15 protein-coding genes are annotated in these 17,439 nt (G+C 68.1%); 6 read left to right on the top strand and 9 right to left on the bottom strand.

Going from position 1 to position 17,439, the window contains the following annotated elements; genetic code table 11:
• Nucleotides 1–42 precede the first annotated feature (42 nt).
• The 3 genes from C995_RS0103805 (at nucleotide 43) to C995_RS0103815 (ending at nucleotide 3,481) form a co-directional block, all read left to right on the top strand.
• A complete protein-coding gene (locus C995_RS0103805) occupies nucleotides 43–2,076 on the top strand; it encodes a thioredoxin domain-containing protein (protein ID WP_018863672.1) in 2,034 nt (677 codons plus the stop codon).
• 72 nt (nucleotides 2,077–2,148) lie between these two features.
• Nucleotides 2,149–2,562 carry a rhodanese-like domain-containing protein gene (locus tag C995_RS0103810; RefSeq protein WP_018863673.1) on the top strand — a complete coding sequence of 138 codons (414 nt, stop codon included), beginning with the start codon at nucleotides 2,149–2,151 and terminating at the stop codon, nucleotides 2,560–2,562.
• 169 nt (nucleotides 2,563–2,731) lie between these two features.
• Complete coding sequence (locus tag C995_RS0103815; protein ID WP_018863674.1) at nucleotides 2,732–3,481, top strand: 1-acyl-sn-glycerol-3-phosphate acyltransferase; 750 nt, start codon at nucleotides 2,732–2,734, stop codon at nucleotides 3,479–3,481.
• A 103-nt stretch (nucleotides 3,482–3,584) separates the two neighbouring features.
• Here C995_RS0103815 and C995_RS0103820 read toward each other — a convergent pair whose 3' ends face one another.
• From C995_RS0103820 to C995_RS0103860, 9 genes are all read right to left on the bottom strand, one after another.
• On the bottom strand, nucleotides 3,585–3,914 hold the full coding sequence (locus tag C995_RS0103820; RefSeq protein WP_018863675.1) for a hypothetical protein: 330 nt from the start codon (nucleotides 3,912–3,914) through the stop codon (nucleotides 3,585–3,587).
• 45 nt (nucleotides 3,915–3,959) lie between these two features.
• Complete coding sequence (locus C995_RS0103825; protein WP_018863676.1) at nucleotides 3,960–5,141, bottom strand: alanine--glyoxylate aminotransferase family protein; 1,182 nt, start codon at nucleotides 5,139–5,141, stop codon at nucleotides 3,960–3,962.
• 64 nt (nucleotides 5,142–5,205) lie between these two features.
• Nucleotides 5,206–6,471: a glycolate oxidase subunit GlcF gene (gene glcF / locus C995_RS0103830; protein WP_018863677.1), complete on the bottom strand. Its 1,266-nt coding sequence runs from the start codon at nucleotides 6,469–6,471 to the stop codon at nucleotides 5,206–5,208.
• Nucleotides 6,472–6,474: 3 nt separating this feature from the next.
• Nucleotides 6,475–7,587 (bottom strand): glycolate oxidase subunit GlcE, encoded by a 1,113-nt coding sequence (gene glcE, locus C995_RS0103835; RefSeq protein ID WP_026278929.1) that lies wholly within the window; start codon nucleotides 7,585–7,587, stop codon nucleotides 6,475–6,477.
• Between the two features lie 12 nt (nucleotides 7,588–7,599).
• Entirely contained in the window at nucleotides 7,600–8,004 is a 405-nt protein-coding gene (locus tag C995_RS0103840; RefSeq protein ID WP_018863679.1) for a DUF302 domain-containing protein, read from the bottom strand.
• A gap of 27 nt (nucleotides 8,005–8,031) precedes the next feature.
• Nucleotides 8,032–10,824 (bottom strand): TRAP transporter permease, encoded by a 2,793-nt coding sequence (locus C995_RS0103845; protein ID WP_018863680.1) that lies wholly within the window; start codon nucleotides 10,822–10,824, stop codon nucleotides 8,032–8,034.
• Nucleotides 10,821–11,822, bottom strand: a complete 1,002-nt coding sequence (locus tag C995_RS0103850; RefSeq protein WP_018863681.1) for a TAXI family TRAP transporter solute-binding subunit — start codon at nucleotides 11,820–11,822, stop codon at nucleotides 10,821–10,823. The genes C995_RS0103845 and C995_RS0103850 overlap by 4 nt, the downstream gene beginning before the upstream one ends.
• Nucleotides 11,823–12,052: 230 nt before the next feature.
• Complete coding sequence (locus C995_RS0103855) at nucleotides 12,053–12,685, bottom strand: PEP-CTERM sorting domain-containing protein (RefSeq protein WP_026278930.1); 633 nt, start codon at nucleotides 12,683–12,685, stop codon at nucleotides 12,053–12,055.
• A 332-nt stretch (nucleotides 12,686–13,017) separates the two neighbouring features.
• The gene (locus C995_RS0103860) at nucleotides 13,018–13,737 is read right to left on the bottom strand and encodes a PEP-CTERM sorting domain-containing protein (RefSeq protein WP_018863683.1); all 720 of its coding nucleotides are present in this window, start codon (nucleotides 13,735–13,737) and stop codon (nucleotides 13,018–13,020) included.
• 572 nt (nucleotides 13,738–14,309) lie between these two features.
• On the opposite strand from C995_RS0103860, the gene glyA reads away from it, so the two are divergent.
• From glyA to ribD, 3 genes are read left to right on the top strand one after another with little or no spacing between them, the layout of a single operon-like run.
• Nucleotides 14,310–15,569 (top strand): serine hydroxymethyltransferase, encoded by a 1,260-nt coding sequence (glyA, locus tag C995_RS0103865; protein ID WP_018863684.1) that lies wholly within the window; start codon nucleotides 14,310–14,312, stop codon nucleotides 15,567–15,569.
• A 22-nt stretch (nucleotides 15,570–15,591) separates the two neighbouring features.
• Nucleotides 15,592–16,143 (top strand): transcriptional regulator NrdR, encoded by a 552-nt coding sequence (gene nrdR / locus C995_RS0103870; RefSeq protein WP_018863685.1) that lies wholly within the window; start codon nucleotides 15,592–15,594, stop codon nucleotides 16,141–16,143.
• Entirely contained in the window at nucleotides 16,143–17,318 is a 1,176-nt protein-coding gene (ribD, locus tag C995_RS0103875; protein ID WP_018863686.1) for a bifunctional diaminohydroxyphosphoribosylaminopyrimidine deaminase/5-amino-6-(5-phosphoribosylamino)uracil reductase RibD, read from the top strand. The genes nrdR and ribD overlap by 1 nt, the downstream gene beginning before the upstream one ends.
• Nucleotides 17,319–17,439 lie beyond the last annotated feature (121 nt).

Genomic DNA, 17,439 nt, shown 5'->3' on the forward strand with positions numbered 1-17,439 from the left:
TGTACCCGTCGGGGCGAATCCGATTTCCAGGGAGGTCGTGCGATGAATCGACTGGCCGGGGCCAGCAGCCCGTATCTGCTACAGCATGCCGACAACCCGGTGGACTGGTATCCCTGGGGCGAGGAGGCGCTGCAGCGCGCCCGCCGCGAGGACAAGCCGATCCTGCTGTCGATCGGCTATTCTGCCTGTCACTGGTGTCACGTGATGGCGCATGAATCGTTCGAGGACCCGGCCACCGCCGAGGTGATGAACCGCCGCTTCATCAACATCAAGGTGGACCGCGAGGAACGCCCCGACCTCGACCGTATCTACCAGAACGCCCACATGCTGCTGTCCCAGCGCCCGGGCGGCTGGCCGCTGACGGTGTTCCTGACCCCGGACCAGGTGCCGTTCTTTGCCGGCACGTACTTCCCCAGCACCCCGCGCCACGGGCTTCCGTCTTTCGTCGACCTGATGAACCGGGTGGCCGATTTCCTGGCGGAGCACCCGGACGAGATCCAGCGCCAGAATGAATCCCTGCAGCAGGCGCTCTCCCGCATCTACCGGCCGGCGGGCGGGGCGATCCCGGCGATCGGTGTAATGGACAAGGCGCGGGCGGAACTCGCGCAGACCTTCGACGAGCAGTTCGGGGGCTTCGGCGATGCGCCCAAGTTCCCGCATCCGGCCACGCTCGAATGGCTGGCCTGGCATGCGGCGCGCCACAATGATGCCGAGGCCGACCGCATGCTCGAGCGGACGCTCGCGGCGATGGCCGCCGGCGGGATCTTCGACCAGGTCGGCGGTGGCTTCTGCCGCTACTCGGTGGATGCGCGCTGGATGATCCCGCACTTCGAAAAGATGCTCTACGACAACGGGCCGCTGCTGGGCCTGTATGCCGAGCGTGCGGCCGCCGGTGACGACCGTGCACGGCGCGTGGCCGAACAGACGGTCGCCTGGCTGGAGCGCGAGATGCGCGACCCCTCCGGCGCGTTCTACTCCAGTCTCGATGCCGATTCCGAAGGGGAGGAAGGCCGCTTCTACGTCTGGGATCCGGAGACGGTCGAGGGCCTGCTGGCGGAGGACGAATGGGCGGTCGCCAGCCGGGTCTGGGGGCTGAACGGCCCGGCCAACTTCGAGGGTCGCTGGCACCTGCACGAGCTGGTCCCGATCGCGACCGTAGCCGATGCCCTGGGCATTGACGAGTCCGAGGCGAACACGCGCCTGGGCCGCGCCCGCGAGCGCCTGCTGGCCGCGCGGGAGCAGCGCGTGCGGCCGCATCGCGACGACAAGATCCTGGGCGCCTGGAACGCGCTGATGATCACCGGGCTCGCCCGCGCCGCGCGTGCGCTAGAGCGGCCCGACTGGCTGGGACTGGCCCGCGCGGCGATGGATGCGGTTCGCGAACGGCTCTGGCGCGATGGCCGGCTGTTTGCCAGCTACCGCGAAGGGGCGACCGGCGAGCTGCCACGGGCCTATCTGGACGACCACGCCCTGCTGCTGGAGGCCACGCTGGCGCTGCTGGAAGCCGAGTGGGACAGCGACCTGGTGGGCTGGGCGACGACCCTGGCGGAGGCCCTGTTGGCCGACTTCGAGGATACCGAGCACGGCGGGTTCTTCTACACCGCGCGCGATCACGAGGCGCTGATCCAGCGGCCCAAGGTCTACGCCGACGACGCGATGGCCGCCGGTAACGGCATTGCCGCGCAGGCGTTGCAGAAACTCGGCTTGCTGCTGGCCGAGCCGCGCTACCTGGAAGCCGCCGAACGCACGCTGGCCAACGCCGGGCCGATGATCGAGCAGGCCCCGCTGGGCCACATGAGCCTGTTGATCGCGCTGGACATGCACCATCAGCCGCCGCCGTTGGTCGTACTGCGCGGCAAGGTGGACGAGCTGCCGGCCTGGGAGCAGCGCCTGCGGTCACAGAACCGCCCGGTGTGGGGCTTCGCCATCCCGGGCGATGCCGATGGGCTGCTGGCGGCCCTGGCGGAGAAGGCGCCGCCGGAGGCCGGCGTATGCGCCTATGTCTGCCGCGGCCTGCACTGCGAGGCGCCGGTAACGGCCCCGGATGCCCTGGCAAACGCACTGGATCAGGGTTGAAGACCTCGTTTGCGGCCACAGTTTGAAGTACCGTCGTATCCGTTTTCTGTTCACTGCAAAGGGAATGTTCGAATGAGCGAGAAGAAGCTGATGGATTTCGTCGCCGAGGCGCGCCAGCACGTCGAGGAGATCTCCCCCGAGGAACTCTCCGACAAGATGGAAGCCGGCGAGGACTGGCTGCTGGTGGACGTGCGCGAACCGTACGAATACGAAAAGATCCATGTGCCGAACTCGCTGCTGATCCCGCGCGGCCTGCTGGAAGGGGCGGCGGATCCGAACACCCCGCATCGCATCGATGCGCTGGTCAACGCCCGCGAGAAGCCGGTGGCCGTGATGTGCGCCACGGGCGGACGCGCCGCGATGTCGGTGCAGCGGCTGCGCGAGATGGGCTTTGGCCAGGTCGTGAACGTGGCCGGTGGCATCAAGGGCTGGGAGGCCGAGGACCTGCCGGTGGAGTCCGGCGCCTATACCGGTCAGCTGCCGTAAGGCACCCCTTGCGGCCGACCTGCATGGCCTGTTCGCTGGGGCGTGGCGGATGCCGGCCAGGGGTCTTGCGGATCGCCAGGACCAGGATCGATGTTTTCCGGGTGCAGCCACGCACTCGCCAGCCGGGGATTGCGATATGACGGGAAGCCTGCGCGCATCGGGTAGGCTGATGCGCATTCTCCTGCACCTGCTGAAGGGCGTCTGGCTGAGCTGGCGCATGTCGCGCCGGGGCGATGACTTCGAGACGCGCAGCCGCATCCGCCGCGACTGGTACGACCGCGCGCTGTGGCTGGCAGGGGTGCGTTTTCGGCTTGCCGGTACGCCGCCGGGGCGGGCCTCGCTGGTGGTGGCCAACCACGTGTCGTGGCTGGACATCCCGCTGATTGGCGCGGCCGTGGATCCGTGTTTTCTGTCCAAGGACGAGATTGCCCGCTGGCCGGTGATCGGCTGGCTGGCGCGCCAGCACGACACGCGTTTCATCCGCCGCGGCGCGGGCGAGGCAAACGCCCACATCGAGGCCATGCGCGAGGGCCTCGACGAGGGCCGGCACTTCGTGGTGTTCCCGGAAGGGACGACCAGCCGCGGGCAGGGCGTGCGCCGCTTCCACCCGCGCCTGTTTGCCGCGGTGGCCGAGAACGGCCATCCGGTGCAGCCGGTGGCACTGGACTACGAGCGCCCCGAGGGCGGTCCGGTTCCCGTCGCCTATTCCGACGACGACCGCCTGCTTGTGAATGCCTGGCGCCTGCTGTGCCGCCGCGAGACCCGCGTGCAGGTGCATTTCCTGGAGCCGATCGAAACCGCTGACGAGGATCGTCGCTCGCTGGCCGAGGCCTCGCGGTCCGCGATCGTCGACCGACTGGGGCTGCCGGCCGAGCCTCTGGATCCACCCGCCGCGAAACGACGAAGAAAGGCGCACTGACCACAACGGCCAGCACGCAACCCGGCTCTACCCACCGAACCAGGCAGCGCGATCCCGGAGGCAGTGAAGCGATGATCCGGGAGGATGACCGGGTCGAGGGGTGTCAGCCGCGCGAGGAGAGGGCCTCGTCGTTGTAGGCGGCGTCGATGGTGACGATGGTCTTTTCCACCAGGCGGAAGCCCTCGACCGGGGCGTCGTCGGCCATGTACTTCAGGCGCAGCGGGCCGATGGCCTTGACCGCCTCGGCGCGCTCCAGGGTGGTGTCCGGGCCGTCGGCACCGGCACCGTCCATCAGCGTGGTCAGCACCTCGGCCGCGATTGGATTGCGGTGCTCGCCGCTGCGGGCCTTCTCCAGGGTGCTGGCGGAGTCGCCGTCCAGGAAGACCCCGTCCATGTTCTCGTCCAGGTACTGCAGTAGTTCGGAAAGCGTCATGTTGCGTCTCCCGCAGGTTTCGTTATCGGCTCGGGTGGTCCAGCGCTACGCTTGCTTGTAGCTCGCACGGGCGGCGGCCAGGGCCTGGCCCGGCTTCACCGCGCCCATGTCGGCCAGCACCGCCTCCAGTGCGGACAGGCACAGCGACACGTTGCGCTCGTTCGCGCCATGGCCCATCAGACCGATGCGCCAGACCTTGCCGGCATAGGGGCCGAGCCCGGCGCCGATCTCGAGGTTGTAGCGCTCCAGCAGCTCCGCGCGCACCGCGGCCTCGTCCACGCCTTCGGGGACGTGCACGGCGTTGAGTTGCGGCAGGCGGTGGGCCTCGTCGACCAGGAACTTCAGCCCCATCGCCTCGAGGCCCGCGCGCAGTGCCGTGTGGTGGCGGGCGTGGCGGGTCCAGCTGTTCTCCAGGCCTTCCTCGGCGAGGATGACCAGCGACTCGTGCAGCGCATACAGGGCGTTGATCGGCGCGGTGTGGTGGTAGGCGCGCTTGCCGCCGCCACCCCAGTAGCCCATCACCAGGTTCAGGTCGAGGAACCAGCTCTGCACCTTGTGGCTGCGCGCCTGGATGCGGTCCACCGCGCGCTGGCTGAAGCTGACCGGCGACAGGCCCGGGGTGCAGGACAGGCACTTCTGGCTGCCGGAGTAGATCGCATCCACACCCCAGTCGTCGACCTTCAGCGGGCTGCCGCCCAGGCTGGTGACCGCGTCCACGATGGTCAGGCAGTCGTGTTCGCGGGCCATCCGGCACAGGGTCTCGACATCGGAGCAGGCACCGGTGGAGGTCTCGGCATGCACGAAGGCCAGGACCTTCGCGTCCGGGTTGCCCTTCAGCGCTTCCGCGACCTTCTCCGGGGAGACCGGGGCGCCCCAGTCGTCCTCGACCACCACGGCGGTGCCGCCGCAGCGCTCGACGTTCTCCTTCATGCGCGTGCCGAACACGCCGTTGATGCAGACGATCACCTTGTCGCCCGGCTCCACCAGGTTGGCGAAGCAGGTCTCCATGCCGGCGGAACCGGGGGCGGAGACCGGCAGGGTCAGCGCGTTCTCGGTTTGGAAGGCGTACTGCAGCAGGCCTTTCATCTCCTCCATCATGCCGACGAACACCGGATCCAGGTGGCCGATGATCGGGCGGCTCATCGCGCTCAGCACGCGCGGGTTCACGTCGGAGGGGCCGGGGCCCATCAGGGTGCGCTGCGGGGGGAGAAAGGATTTTGCCTGCATGGATGCGTCTACCGGATTGGAAAAGGGGGAATCTAGATCGCCGCAGGAGCCCGGGCAAGCGCCCCTACGCACCGGCGGGAGTTGCCGGGCAATGGCGTTCGAGCAGCGTCAGCCAGTGCTCGACCGGGGTGTCGGTGCCGGATTGCAGATGCGTCTGGCAGCCGACGTTGGCGGTCACGATGCGCGCGGGCGCGGTGGCCTCCAGATTGTCCAGCTTGCGGGTACGCAGCCGGGCGGCCATCGCCGGCTGGGTGATCGAATAGGTCCCCGCCGAGCCGCAGCACAGGTGAGGTTCCCCCGTGGGTGACAGTTCGAAACCGGCTGCCTGCAGCAGCGGTTCCACACGCCCGGCCAGACGCTGGCCATGTTGCAGGGTGCAGGGGGCGTGCCAGGCGATCGGGTCGTGGCCCTGCGGCGCGCGGATGCCCAGCTTCTCGATGGCAGCCGGTGTGAACAGCTCCACCGGATCGCGTACGCGCTCGGAGACGTCGCGTGCGCGTTCCGCGTAGTCGGGGTCGCCAGCCAGCAGGTGGCCGTAGTCGCGCAGCATCACGCCGCAGCCGCTGGCGGTGCTGACCACCGCGTCCACGCCCTGGTCGAGCACGCCTTTCCAGGCGTCGAGGTTGGCGCGTACCCGTTGCCGGGCCCGATCTTCGAAGGCCAAGTGGTGTTCGACCGCGCCGCAGCAACGCGTTTCACCGACTTCCACGACCTCGATACCAAGGCGACCAAGCAGGTTCTTCAGCGAGGCGTTGGTGCGCGCGTCGATTGCGTCATGCACGCAGCCAGCCAGCAGCAGGATGCGCCCGTGGGGAAAACCTTCCAGTACTTGCGAAGGGGCCGGTTGTGCCGCCTTCCTGGCGCCGTGCCGCTCGGGTACCCGGCGGCGCAGGGCCGCGGGCAGGGCAGGGCGGACCAGGCGCCCCAGCCCCAGGGCCATTCGGAACGGCCAGCGCGCGGGCAGCGCGCGGGACAGCAGGCCGCGCAGGGCCCGCTCGCGCCAGTTTCGGTCGAGGTCGTGCTCGATCACCTCGCGGCCATAGGCGACCAGGTGGTTGTAGTCCACCCCGGAGGGGCAGGTGGTCATGCAGTTGAGGCAGGTCAGGCAGCGGTCCAGATGGGTGCGCGCGGTCGGGTTGGCCTCGCCGGATTCGAGGATCTCCTTGATCTGGTAGATGCGGCCGCGCGGGCCGTCGACCTCGTCACCCAGCTCCTGGTAGGTCGGGCAGGTCGCGTTGCAGAAGCCGCAGTGCACGCAGGCGCGCAGCGCATCCTCCGCAATGCGCGCGGCCGGGTCATCGGCGAAGCGCTCGTGCAGCCGGGTCTCCATGGCTCAGGTCGTGCGCGGCCGGCGGGAGCGCGGGTTCGGCAGCAGGGGGGCGAAGAAGACGCCATCCGGGTCCAGGGACTCGCGCAGGCGGCCTTCCAGGGCCTCCAGGGCCTCGCCCCGCGGGTGCAGGCGGGGCACGCCCGGGGCATCGCCGAGCCACAGGCGGGCGTGGCCCCCGGCCGCGGTCACGGCGCGACGCACGGTCTCCGGGTGTTCTGTCGTGCGCAGCCAGCGCTCCGCACCGGCCCAGCTCATCAGCCACTCCCCGGACAGTGCGAGCGGTTCTGTCGCCGGCGGCAGGCTGATCCGCCACAGCCGGGCGTTGGTGGCCAGCTCGTCAACGAAAAAGGGCAGGCTGCGGTCACGCAGTGCGTCCCAGAATCCCCGGGCCGGGTCGCCGGGCTCGGCATCGATGCGCTGGATGGCCTCGTCAACCGCCTCCTCGCCGCCGCCGAGACGGATATGGGTGACGCCGTCGTGCCAGGCGATCCCCGAGAATGGCCACCCGGTGCGCCCCCAGGCGCTGCAGCGCGCGATGAACGACTCGGCATCATCCTCGCGTTGCAGGTAGCGCTCGCAGGCCGGTCGCGGCAGCAGCTTGAAACTGGTCTCCAGGATCAGCCCGAGTCCGCCCAGGCTGCCGCAGATCAGGCGGGAGACATCGAAGCCCGCGACGTTCTTCATCACCTGCCCGCCGAACTGCAGGATCTCGCCGCGCCCGTTCACGATCCGGGTGCCCAGCACGGCGTCGCGCAGCGCGGCCGCCCAGGGACGGCGTGGGCCCGAGAGCCCCAGCGCGACCATGCCACCGACGCTGGCCTCTGGTGCACCCAGCGCGGGTTCGAAGGGGAGCATCATGCCGACTTCGGCCAGGGCCTGGTCCAGCGTGACCACGGGGGTGCCGCTGCGCACTGTGACGACCAGCTCGCTGGGCTCCAGGGTCACGATGCCGCGGTGATTGCGGCACTCCAGCTCGAATACGCCGGAGGGAACGCCGGCCGGGAAGGCCTGAGCGTCATGCCGGCGCCCGCCGCGCACGGCGATCCGTGTGCCTGTGACACTGGCCTCGCGGACGGTCTCCGCGAGGGCGGGCGCATGGTCCCTGGCGTCTCTCACTGCGCGCGGGGCTTAGCCGGTTTCCAGCGCCAGACGCACCCGCTCGAGGCGCTGCCGGACATCACTGGCGAGGGCCTCGACGCCCGGTTTGTCCACCAGTCCCATGACCGCCACGGGGTCCATGAAGCCGACCGTGCAGGTGCCATCCTGGTTGTCCTGCACCAGCACGTTGCAGGGCAGCAGCAGGCCAATGTTGGGATCGGCCTCTATGGCCTGGCGCGCGAGGTGCGGGTTGCAGGCGCCGAGAATGCGGTAGGGCCGATGATCGAGATCCAGCTTCTTCTTGAAGGCGGCGGCCACGTCGATCTCGCTGAGGATGCCGAAGCCCTCCTCGCCCAGTGCCGCCGTCGTGCGCTCGATGGTCGTATCCATCGGGGCATTCACGAGCACGTTGAAGCCGTATTTGGGTTGTTCCATGGTGCAGTCTTCCTGTCGCGTGGATCGTCAGGCGCTGAGCGCGGGTGCCGTCGCAGTGGGCCCGGTGGGCGGCTCGCGCCGGCGCTGGTTCCAGGCCACCAGCAGTGCCGGCAGCAGGCCCGGGAGGTACCACCAGTAGGGGCTCGGCCGGTCCGTTTCCACGAGCACGCTGGTGATCGTCCAGCCACCCTCCAAGCCTACCCGGCCGGCCGGGCTGCCAAAAGCAACCGTCTGGATACGGGCCTTTTCCGTCTCCTCGTCGAAGGTTACGTCGAGCCCGGCATCGGACAGGCGTTCGCGCGGCTCCAGGTCCGGGTCGCCCAGAGGGAACATCACGGTGCGGGTGATCTCGCGGCCCTCCAGGTCGATGCCGATGGCCTCCACCCGCAGCGATTCGCGATCCGGGATGGTCTCCACGACCTCGAACAGCTGTTCTGCCGGCACGCGCTCGTAGGGCTCGGCCACCCGATCCATCAGTACGGTCGGGGCCAGCAGCACGAATGCGCTGACCAGCAGCAATGCCGACTCCCAGTGTCGGCTGCGGGCCAGGAACCAGCCCTGGGTGGCCGCGGTAAACAGCAGGATGCCCGCCAGCGAGCCGAAGAAGACGAGCAGCAGCTGGAACACGTTGTCCACGCCGATCAGCAGCAACTGGCTGTTGAAGATGAAGAAGAAGGGCAGCGCGATGGTGCGCAGGCTGTAGGCGAAGGCTTGTATCCCGGTGCGGATCGGGTCCGCCTTCGCGACGGCCGCGCCGGCGAACGAGGCCAGCCCCACGGGCGGCGTCACGTCCGCCATGATGCCGAAGTAGAACACGAACAGGTGTGCGGCGATCAGCGGGATCAGGATGTCGTTCTGCGCGCCCAGCTCCACGATGACCGGGGCCATCAGGGTTGCGACCACGATGTAGTTCGCGGTGGTCGGCAGACCCAGACCCAGTATCAGGCTGATCAGCGCGGTCAGCAGCAGCACCAGCAGCAGGTTGCCGCCGGAGAGGGTGTCGACCAGGTCGGTCAGCACCAGTCCGACCCCGGTCATCGCGACCGTGCCGACGATGATCCCGGCCGCGGCCGTTGCGACACCGATGCCGATCATGTTGCGCGCGCCGGTCTCGAAGCCCTGGAACAGCTCCCAGACGCCGACCCAGGTTGCCTGGGCGAGCCGGCCCTGGCCCCGGAACAGCGCGACCAGCGGCCGCTGGGTCAGCACGATGAAGATCATGAACGCCACGGCCCAGAAGGCCGAAAGCCCCGGCGACAGGCGTTCCACGACCAGGGCCCAGACCAGCACGACCAGCGGCAGCACGTAGTGCAGGCCGCCCAGCACCGTGGGCAGCACGCGCGGCAGGGGACGCTCGGTATCCAGCGGCTCCGCCTCCGGCTCGTGGGCGGCAATCCACAACAGCACCAGGTAGGCGGTAAACAGCAAACCGGCGATGATCCAGGCGGCGGCGTCGCCGGCCAGGTCCTTGATCCAGCCGAGCCCCCAGTACACCGCGGCGGCGAGGATGATCAGGCTGGAGACGGTAATCCCGAAGCTGATCAGGCGGCCGCGCCAGGTGGTGACAGTGGCGCGCCTGAGGCCCTCCATGCCGTTCTTGCAGGCCTCCAGGTGCACGATGTAGATCAGCGCGATATAGGCGATCAGGGCGGGCAGGATCGCGTGCTTGAGGACCTCGACGTAGGGGATGCCGACGTACTCGACCATCAGGAACGCGGCGGCACCCATTACCGGCGGCATCAGCTGGCCGTTCACGGAGCTGGCAACCTCCACGGCCCCGGCCTTGTGCGGGGCAAAGCCCACCCGCTTCATCAGTGGCACGGTGAAGGTCCCGGTCGTGACCACGTTGGCGATCGAGGAGCCCGAGACCACGCCCGTCATCCCGGAGGCCATCACCGCGGCCTTGGCCGGGCCACCGCGCATGTGCCCGAGCAGGGAGAATGCCACCCGGATGAAGTAGTCGCCCGCACCGGCTCGTTCCAGCAGCGCGCCGAACAGCACGAACAGGAATACGAAGCTGGTCGAGACCCCGAGCGCGATACCGAAGACCCCCTCGTTGGACAGCCATTGCTGGGCCATTGCGCGCGGGTAGCTGGCTCCGCGATGGGCGATCAGGTCGGGCATGATCGGGCCCGCGAAGGTGTAGAAGAGGAAGATCGCGGCGATGATCGTCAGCGCCGGGCCCAGCACCCGGCGGGTGGCCTCCAGCAGCAGGATCAGGCCGAGTCCGGCAACGATCAGGTCGACGTCCGTTGGGGCGCCGGGACGATCGGCCAGTTCGGCGTGAAACAGGTACAGGTACAGCGAGCTGAAGGCCGCGATTGCCGCGAACATCCAGTCGGTCAGGGGCACATGGTGGATGGGGTCCCGGCCGCGCAGCAGCGGCAATGCAACCACCAGCAGGCCCAGTCCGATGACTACGTAGACCTCGGCCAGGCGCTCCAGGCCCAGCAGCTGCCAGACCCCGAGCGCCATCAGCAACAGCCCGCCCAGGGCATAGGTCACCCCGATAGCGCGCGGCCAGCTCGTGTGGCGCGTACCCGGGCGGATCGCGGGAAAGAGCAGGTAGGCCAGGAATATCGCAAACGCCAGATGGATTGAACGCGCTTCGGTATCCGAGACCACGAAGACGTCCAGCCAGTCGGCCAGGGGCGAGGCGATCCAGATCTGGAACAGCGACCAGGCGACTGCGGTCAGCCAGATGAGAGTGCGCGTGGGACGTCCCGGGTGGCGTGCGCCGAACTCCAGCTCTTGAGCGGTCTCGGCCGCGTTGTTTGGCGGTTCCGTGGTCTCGCCCGTTGTCCCCCTGGTCTCGCTCATTCGATCAGCCCCGCTTCACGGAAGTAGCGCTGGGCCCCCGGATGCAGCGGGGCCGACAATCCTTCGTCCACCATCGTCTCGCGTTCCAGAGGCCCGAACGCCGGGTGCAGACCGCGGAAGGTCTCGAAGTTCTCGAACACCGCACGGGTGATCTCGTAGACGGCGCGGTCCGAGGTGCGGGACGAGGTGACCAGCGTGGCACCGACGCCGTACGTGTGGATGTCGTCGTCCTGGTTCGGGTAGGTGCCGGCCGGAATTACCGCGCGCAGGTAATAGGGCGTCTCCTCCACCAGCTGGTCGATCGTCGAGCCCTCGATCGAGACCAGCCGAGCGTCGCAGGTTGCAATGGGCTCCTGGATCGCGGCCGAGGGGTGGCCGACGGAGAACACAAAGGCGTCGATGCGGTTGTCGCACAGGGCCTGCGCCTGTTCGCGGGAAGGCAGCTCGCCGACTCGGCGGAAGCTGTCATGGTCCCAGCCCAGTGCTTCCATCAGTTCTTCCATCAGGATGCGCTGACCGGAACCGGGGTTGCCGATGTTGACGCGCTTGCCGGGCAGGTCGTCCAGCCCCTCGATGCCCGCATCGGGGCGTACCACCAGGGTAAGCGGTTCGGCATGCAGGCTGAAGACCGCACGCAAATGGGTGGTGGGCCCGTATTCCTCGAAGCGCCCGGTACCGCGGTAGGCGTGGTGTTGAAGGTCAGACTGCGCAACGCCGAAGTCCATATCGCCCGAGCGGATCATGTTGAGGTTGAATACCGAGCCGCCGGTGCTCTCCGCCGTGCAGCGCATCCCGTGCTCGTCGCGCCGGGTGTTGAACAGGCGGCACAGGTGCTGGCCCGCCGGGTAGTACACCCCGGTGACCCCGCCGGTGCCAATGTTGATGAAACGCGATTCGGCTTGCGCGGCAGTCGCCAGCAGCAGGGTGACCATGGCCAGTATGCCCGCCAGGCGGCGCAGCCAGCGCTGGTTGACCCTCGGCACACTGAATCGGTTCATACGCCCTCCGGGTTTGGTGCCGGGAACGAATCGCGGCTGTGCCGAGAATTCTAGGGAGATGCCGACCAAATCGCACGTTCGCGTTCGGGGCGGGGTTGTGCGCGGCCCCGGGGCGGCGGCACCCGCGCGCCGGGATACCGGGGGCTGTTCAGGATCATCCTTGTTCGGGCAGAGGGCCTGACCGAGCGGCGCACCCCCGGTTCAGTGGTCGGTAGCCGCTGGATGGGACTTCAGGCGGGTAAACGGGGCCCGCGCCGTCGGTGATGCCGCAGGATCAGACCGAGCAGACCGAGCCCTGCGGCCATCAGCATCACCGTTGTCGGTTCGGGGATCGTGCCGTCCCTGCTCGGACGGAAATAAACACTGATCTGCGAGATATTGCGCGTAGCCACACCCGGGTAATCGAACGGCGGCTGGGTGAAGGGCGAGCGGTATTCACCGCTCGTGCCGGTCATCAGGAAGCCGACAAGGTTGGTGCCCTGGCCATGGCTGAACACCAGCAGGAGATCCCCGTAGTCCCAACCGGAATCCAGGCTCCATTGCCCGCTGTGGCGATTGCCATCGAAGCTGGCGAGGGTCGCGCTGTTTGCCCCGGGGGAGGTCCAGCGGCCGTCGAACCGCCAGTCGTTGATCCCGAAGAACCCGGTACCGCCGGCGGTATTCACCAGCCAGATAGACGGATCCCCGGTGGTGGGGTCGGTTGCCGCGCCATCCAGGGGCGACAGGATCTGACAGCCGAGGTTGTCGGTGATGGCATCACCGACGTTGCCGGGCAGGGTGGTGCAATCGAGGAGCGCGGCGTGAGTGGCCCCGGAGAGCGACAGGCTCGCCGCGAACAGGGTGCCGGCCAGCAAAGAGAGCAAGGGCTTGAACGACATCGGGCTTACCTCCATGGGACAAAAGTCCCTCCATGGTTCCTGGTCAAGCGGCTGGGGTCTGGGTCATCCAAAAGTGCCAGCACTGACCAAGCGGAAATACAGCACGCCCCGTGCCATATTTGATCTGCTGGACGATTGTATATTTGAAACAGCGGGTTACAGATGCAGGCGCGACAGAGCCGGCCATCGGGTGCGGGCGGGGTGTAAAAAAACCGGACAGGTCCGGCTGAGGTGTGCCATTTACGATCGGCCGGCCCAAACGAAATGATGGCGCCACATGGGCGCCATCATGGATGGGGTGTGTTGGTTGGGTGTCGTCAGGTTGTCAGGGAGCCCTGCGAACGCCTGCGCGATTTCCGCTGCAGGGCGAGGCCCAGCAGGCCCAGTCCCAGTCCCAGCAGGAGCAGGGTGTGGGGTTCCGGTATGTCCCCGTTGGGGCGGTAATAGATGCTCACGTGGGAGATGTCCCTGGGGCTTGCGCCCGGGAAGTCAAACGGCGGTTCGATAAACGGCGAGAGATAGCTGCCGCTGTAGCCGGTCATCAGGAACCCGGTCAGATTGGTGCTGCCGCCGTCCTTGAACAGGAACAACAGGTCGCCGTAGACAAAGCTCGGATCGAGCGTCCAGGTCCCGCCCTGGGCGTCGCCGTTCATCGTGACCAGGTTAAGGGTCGGATCGGCCGGGTCGAACTCCAGGGGCTGCGGTTCATCGTTTCCGTTATTCTCGTCATTTTCCTTCTTCGGATCCTCCCAGCGGCCGTCGAACTGCCAGTTGCTGATGCCGAAAAAACCCGTGCCACCGGCCGTGTTGACGATCCAGTTCGAGGGGTCGCCCCCCACGGGATCGTTCGCATGCCCGTCCAGCGGCGAGAGAATCTGACAGCCAATGTTGGTGGTGACGCGATCTTCAACGCCTCCGTCCAGGCTGGAGCACTCCAGCAGCGGGTCGATCGTGGAAGCCTGTGTGGCGCCGGACAGTCCCAGGCCCAGCAACAGGGCCGCACTCGCGAAATAGGGTGTGAAGCGTGTTGGTTTCATTCAATTTACCTTCCCTGGGTAGGGGCCCCCTGGGTGGCTTGCGCGGATCCGGCCCATCCGGATCCTTTTGCATCCAGGACTATGCAGAAACGATGCCACCCGGGCTGGTCTCGGGAACGCATCCGTAAAAACAGATGGATAGACCCCTTACTCCCGCTGCCGCACAGCACTGGACTGGGGGGTGGCGTAAAAATGTGCGACACCTTGCTTGCCCCCTGTTCGGGCGAGTGGTGCCCCGCACGCGTCGAGGGCCGCGGTCGGCGGGGATTCCCCGGCCGGGGCCGGGTGTAAAGAAATGGGACACGGGGTTGTATGCGCCGGACATCGTTGCGGTCCCGTCGAGCTTTCGGGAACGCGGGGATACGGTTTATCTGCATGAAAAACAGGCAATATTCGCGGTCCGGCGCCAAGCGCCATTGGACCCGGGGCGGGGCCGTGCCGTGGCGGCCGCCTGAAAAAATGCCCCGCATCCCCTATCATTACGCGTCTTTGTTTCCCCCTTCCCAGGCCTGCGCTGGCGAGTCGGCGCGCCGGGAGACCGAATCCACGAATGAATGAAACGGGAGATCCGAATGTTTTCGATCGACATGAGCATCCACGGCTACGACGACGAACTCTGGGGCGCGATCAGCAAGGAGGCGCAGCGCCAGGAAGAGCACATCGAGCTGATCGCCTCCGAGAACTACACCAGCCCGCGCGTGATGGAGGCCCAGGGCTCCGTGCTGACCAACAAGTACGCCGAGGGCTACCCGGGCAAGCGCTACTATGGTGGCTGCGAGTACGTGGATATCGTCGAACAGCTCGCGATCGACCGTCTCAAGGAGCTCTACGGCGCCGACTACGCGAACGTGCAGCCGCATTCCGGCTCGCAGGCCAACGCGGCGGTGTACATGGCCCTGCTGCAGCCGCATGACACCGTGCTCGGCATGAGCCTGGACGCCGGCGGTCACCTGACCCACGGCGCCAAGCCGAACTTCTCCGGCAAGATCTACAACGCGGTGCAGTACGGCATCACCGACGAGGGCCTGATCGACTACGACGAGGTCCAGCGCCTGGCCACCGAGCACCAGCCGAAGATGATCGTCGCCGGCTTCTCCGCCTACTCGCGCGTGGTCGACTGGAAGCGCTTCCGCGAGATCGCCGATTCCGTGGGCGCCTACCTGATGGTGGACATGGCCCACGTCTCCGGCCTGATCGCCGCCGGCGAATACCCGAACCCGATCGACCACGCCCACGTGGTCACCTCGACCACGCACAAGTCCCTGCGCGGGCCGCGTGGCGGCTTCATCATCACCAAGGGCCAGCCGGAGCTGAACAAGAAGTTCCAGTCGCTGATCTTCCCGGGGACTCAGGGTGGCCCGCTGATGCACGTGATCGCCGGCAAGGCGGTGGCGTTCAAGGAGGCCCTGGAGCCGGAATTCAAGACCTACCAGAAGCAGGTGATTGCCAACGCCCGCGCGATGGCCGAGGTCCTGGTCGAACGCGGCTACGACATCGTCTCCGGTGGCACCGACAACCACCTGTTCCTGCTGAGCCTGGTGTCCAAGGGCATGACCGGCAAGGCCGCGGATGCCGCCCTGGGCCGCGCCAACATCACGGTCAACAAGAACGCCGTGCCGAATGACCCGCAGTCCCCGTTCGTGACCTCCGGCATCCGCATCGGCACCGCCGCGCTGACCACCCGTGGCTTCACCGAGGCCGAGTCGCGCGAGCTGGCCGGTTGGATCGCCGACGTGCTGGACGACCACGAGAACGAGCAGGTGATCGACGCGACCCGCGACAAGGTCGTCGAGATCTGCCGCCGCTTCCCGGTCTACGGCGCGTCCGAATAACGCGGCGTAGCGGCGGCCTGCCATGCGCTGCCCGGCCTGTGGCGCCCACGATACCCGCGTGGTCGACTCGCGGGTGGCCGGCCCGGAGCAGGAGCAGATCCGGCGCCGGCGCGAGTGCCGCGAGTGCCGGGCGCGGTTCACCACCTTCGAGCGGGCGGAGTTCAGCCTGCCGCGGGTGGTCAAGCGCTCCGGCGAGCGCGTCGCCTTCGATGAGGACAAGCTGCGCAGTGGTCTGCGCCGGGCGCTGCACAAGCGCCCGGTGAAGACCGAAGATGTCGAGCGCGTGATCGACGACATCAAGCGTCAGCTCGCCTCCCTGGCGGCCCCCGAGGTGAAGTCCGATCGCATTGGCGAAATGGTCCTGGCGGCCTTGCATGCCCTGGACCACGTGGCCTATATCCGATTTGCCTCCATCTATCTGAGCTTTGCCAGCGTGCAGTCCTTCCGCGAGGCCATCGAGCGGCTCGAGGATGACCTGACGCCGGAGATGCGCCGTTCACAGCTGCGCCTGATCGATGAGGGACTCGCCGACACGGATGCCTCCGCCCCGGGGGATTCGCAGGAGGGCAGCTGATGGCACAGCCGGGACACGAGCAGGCAGTGGAGGATCGGCGCCACATGGCGCGGGCGCTGGAGCTGGCCGATCGCGGTCGCTTCAGCGCCGACCCCAACCCGCGTGTGGGCTGCGTGCTGGTACGTGATGGCGAGATCGTCGGAGAGGGGCTGCACTGGCGTGCCGGCGAGCCGCACGCCGAAGTGAACGCCCTGCGCGCGGCCGGTGAAGCCGCGCGCAGGGGTACCGTCTACGTGACGCTCGAGCCGTGCAGCCATGATGGCCGCACCCCTCCCTGTACCGAGGCGCTGATCCAGGCCGGTGTGGCCCGGGTCGTGATCGCGATGCAGGACCCGAATCCGCGGGTCTGTGGTGGCGGTATGAAGGCCCTGCGCGCGGCCGGGATCGAGGTCGAAACCGGCGTGCTCGAGGCCGAGGCGCGGGCGCTGAACCCGGGCTTTGTCCAGCGTATGGAGCAGGCACGCCCGTGGGTCCGGATCAAGCTGGCCGCGAGCCTGGACGGGCGCACGGCGATGGCCTCGGGCGAGTCACGCTGGATTACCGGCGAGGCCGCGCGTCGCGATGTGCAGCTGTGGCGGGCGCGCGCCGGGGCGATCCTGACCGGCAGCGGTACCGTGGTGGCCGACGACCCGCGCCTGAACGTGCGCATGAAGCCGCACCAGCTGGCCGCCCAGGCTGGCTTTCCCGATGACCCGCACTACTCGGACCTGCCGGTTCGGCAGCCGCTGCGGGTGATCCTGGATGCCCGGCTGCGCACGCCCCCCGGCGCCCAGATCCTGCAGAGCGGCCCCGTGTGGATCCTGACCGGGCCGGACGCGGCCCGGTCGCCGGCGGCCGATACCTTGCGCGGGCATGGCGCGGACGTGCGTCCGATCGCGCTGGCCAGCGACTCGCCCGAGGGCGGGTTGGATCTCGGCGAGGTGCTGGCGGAGCTGGCTCGGGCCGAGGTCAACGAACTGCATGTGGAGTCCGGCCCGGGCCTCGCCGGGGCCCTGGCACGCGGGGGCTGGGTGGACGAGTGGCTGCTGTACCAGGCGCCGTTGCTGCTCGGCTCGAGTGCCCGCCCGCTGGTGGAGTGGCCGCTGGTGCGCATGGACGAGCGCGCGGAGCTGGAGATCCTCGAGAGCCGCTGGGTCGGCGACAGCCTGCGTCTGCGCGCCCGCCCGCGCGCTTGAGAGAAACACCCAGGGGCTGATCGCCCAGCCCCTTTGGGGCGCCAAACCCATACGGCCGCCGTCACGTGGTGCGAAGTCCTTCGCGTTTCCCTAAGATGGGCGGCTCGCGGCGCCCCTTCCC

Origin of the sequence: Thioalkalivibrio sp. ARh3 (genome assembly GCF_000377265.1) — a bacterium.
Taxonomy (GTDB): domain Bacteria; phylum Pseudomonadota; class Gammaproteobacteria; order Ectothiorhodospirales; family Ectothiorhodospiraceae; genus Thioalkalivibrio; species Thioalkalivibrio thiocyanoxidans.

What these genes read in the sequence shown, in the direction of transcription:
- C995_RS0103805 (WP_018863672.1), top strand. Translation starts at nt 43, where the DNA reads ATGAATCGACTGGCCGGGGCCAGCAGCCCGTATCTGCTACAGCATGCC.
- C995_RS0103810 (WP_018863673.1), top strand. Translation starts at nt 2,149, where the DNA reads ATGAGCGAGAAGAAGCTGATGGATTTCGTCGCCGAGGCGCGCCAGCAC.
- C995_RS0103815 (WP_018863674.1), top strand. Translation starts at nt 2,732, where the DNA reads ATGCGCATTCTCCTGCACCTGCTGAAGGGCGTCTGGCTGAGCTGGCGC.
- C995_RS0103820 (WP_018863675.1), bottom strand. Translation starts at nt 3,914, where the DNA reads ATGACGCTTTCCGAACTACTGCAGTACCTGGACGAGAACATGGACGGG.
- C995_RS0103825 (WP_018863676.1), bottom strand. Translation starts at nt 5,141, where the DNA reads ATGCAGGCAAAATCCTTTCTCCCCCCGCAGCGCACCCTGATGGGCCCC.
- glcF (WP_018863677.1), bottom strand. Translation starts at nt 6,471, where the DNA reads ATGGAGACCCGGCTGCACGAGCGCTTCGCCGATGACCCGGCCGCGCGC.
- C995_RS0103840 (WP_018863679.1), bottom strand. Translation starts at nt 8,004, where the DNA reads ATGGAACAACCCAAATACGGCTTCAACGTGCTCGTGAATGCCCCGATG.
- C995_RS0103845 (WP_018863680.1), bottom strand. Translation starts at nt 10,824, where the DNA reads ATGAGCGAGACCAGGGGGACAACGGGCGAGACCACGGAACCGCCAAAC.
- C995_RS0103850 (WP_018863681.1), bottom strand. Translation starts at nt 11,822, where the DNA reads ATGAACCGATTCAGTGTGCCGAGGGTCAACCAGCGCTGGCTGCGCCGC.
- C995_RS0103860 (WP_018863683.1), bottom strand. Translation starts at nt 13,737, where the DNA reads ATGAAACCAACACGCTTCACACCCTATTTCGCGAGTGCGGCCCTGTTG.
- glyA (WP_018863684.1), top strand. Translation starts at nt 14,310, where the DNA reads ATGTTTTCGATCGACATGAGCATCCACGGCTACGACGACGAACTCTGG.
- nrdR (WP_018863685.1), top strand. Translation starts at nt 15,592, where the DNA reads ATGCGCTGCCCGGCCTGTGGCGCCCACGATACCCGCGTGGTCGACTCG.
- ribD (WP_018863686.1), top strand. Translation starts at nt 16,143, where the DNA reads ATGGCACAGCCGGGACACGAGCAGGCAGTGGAGGATCGGCGCCACATG.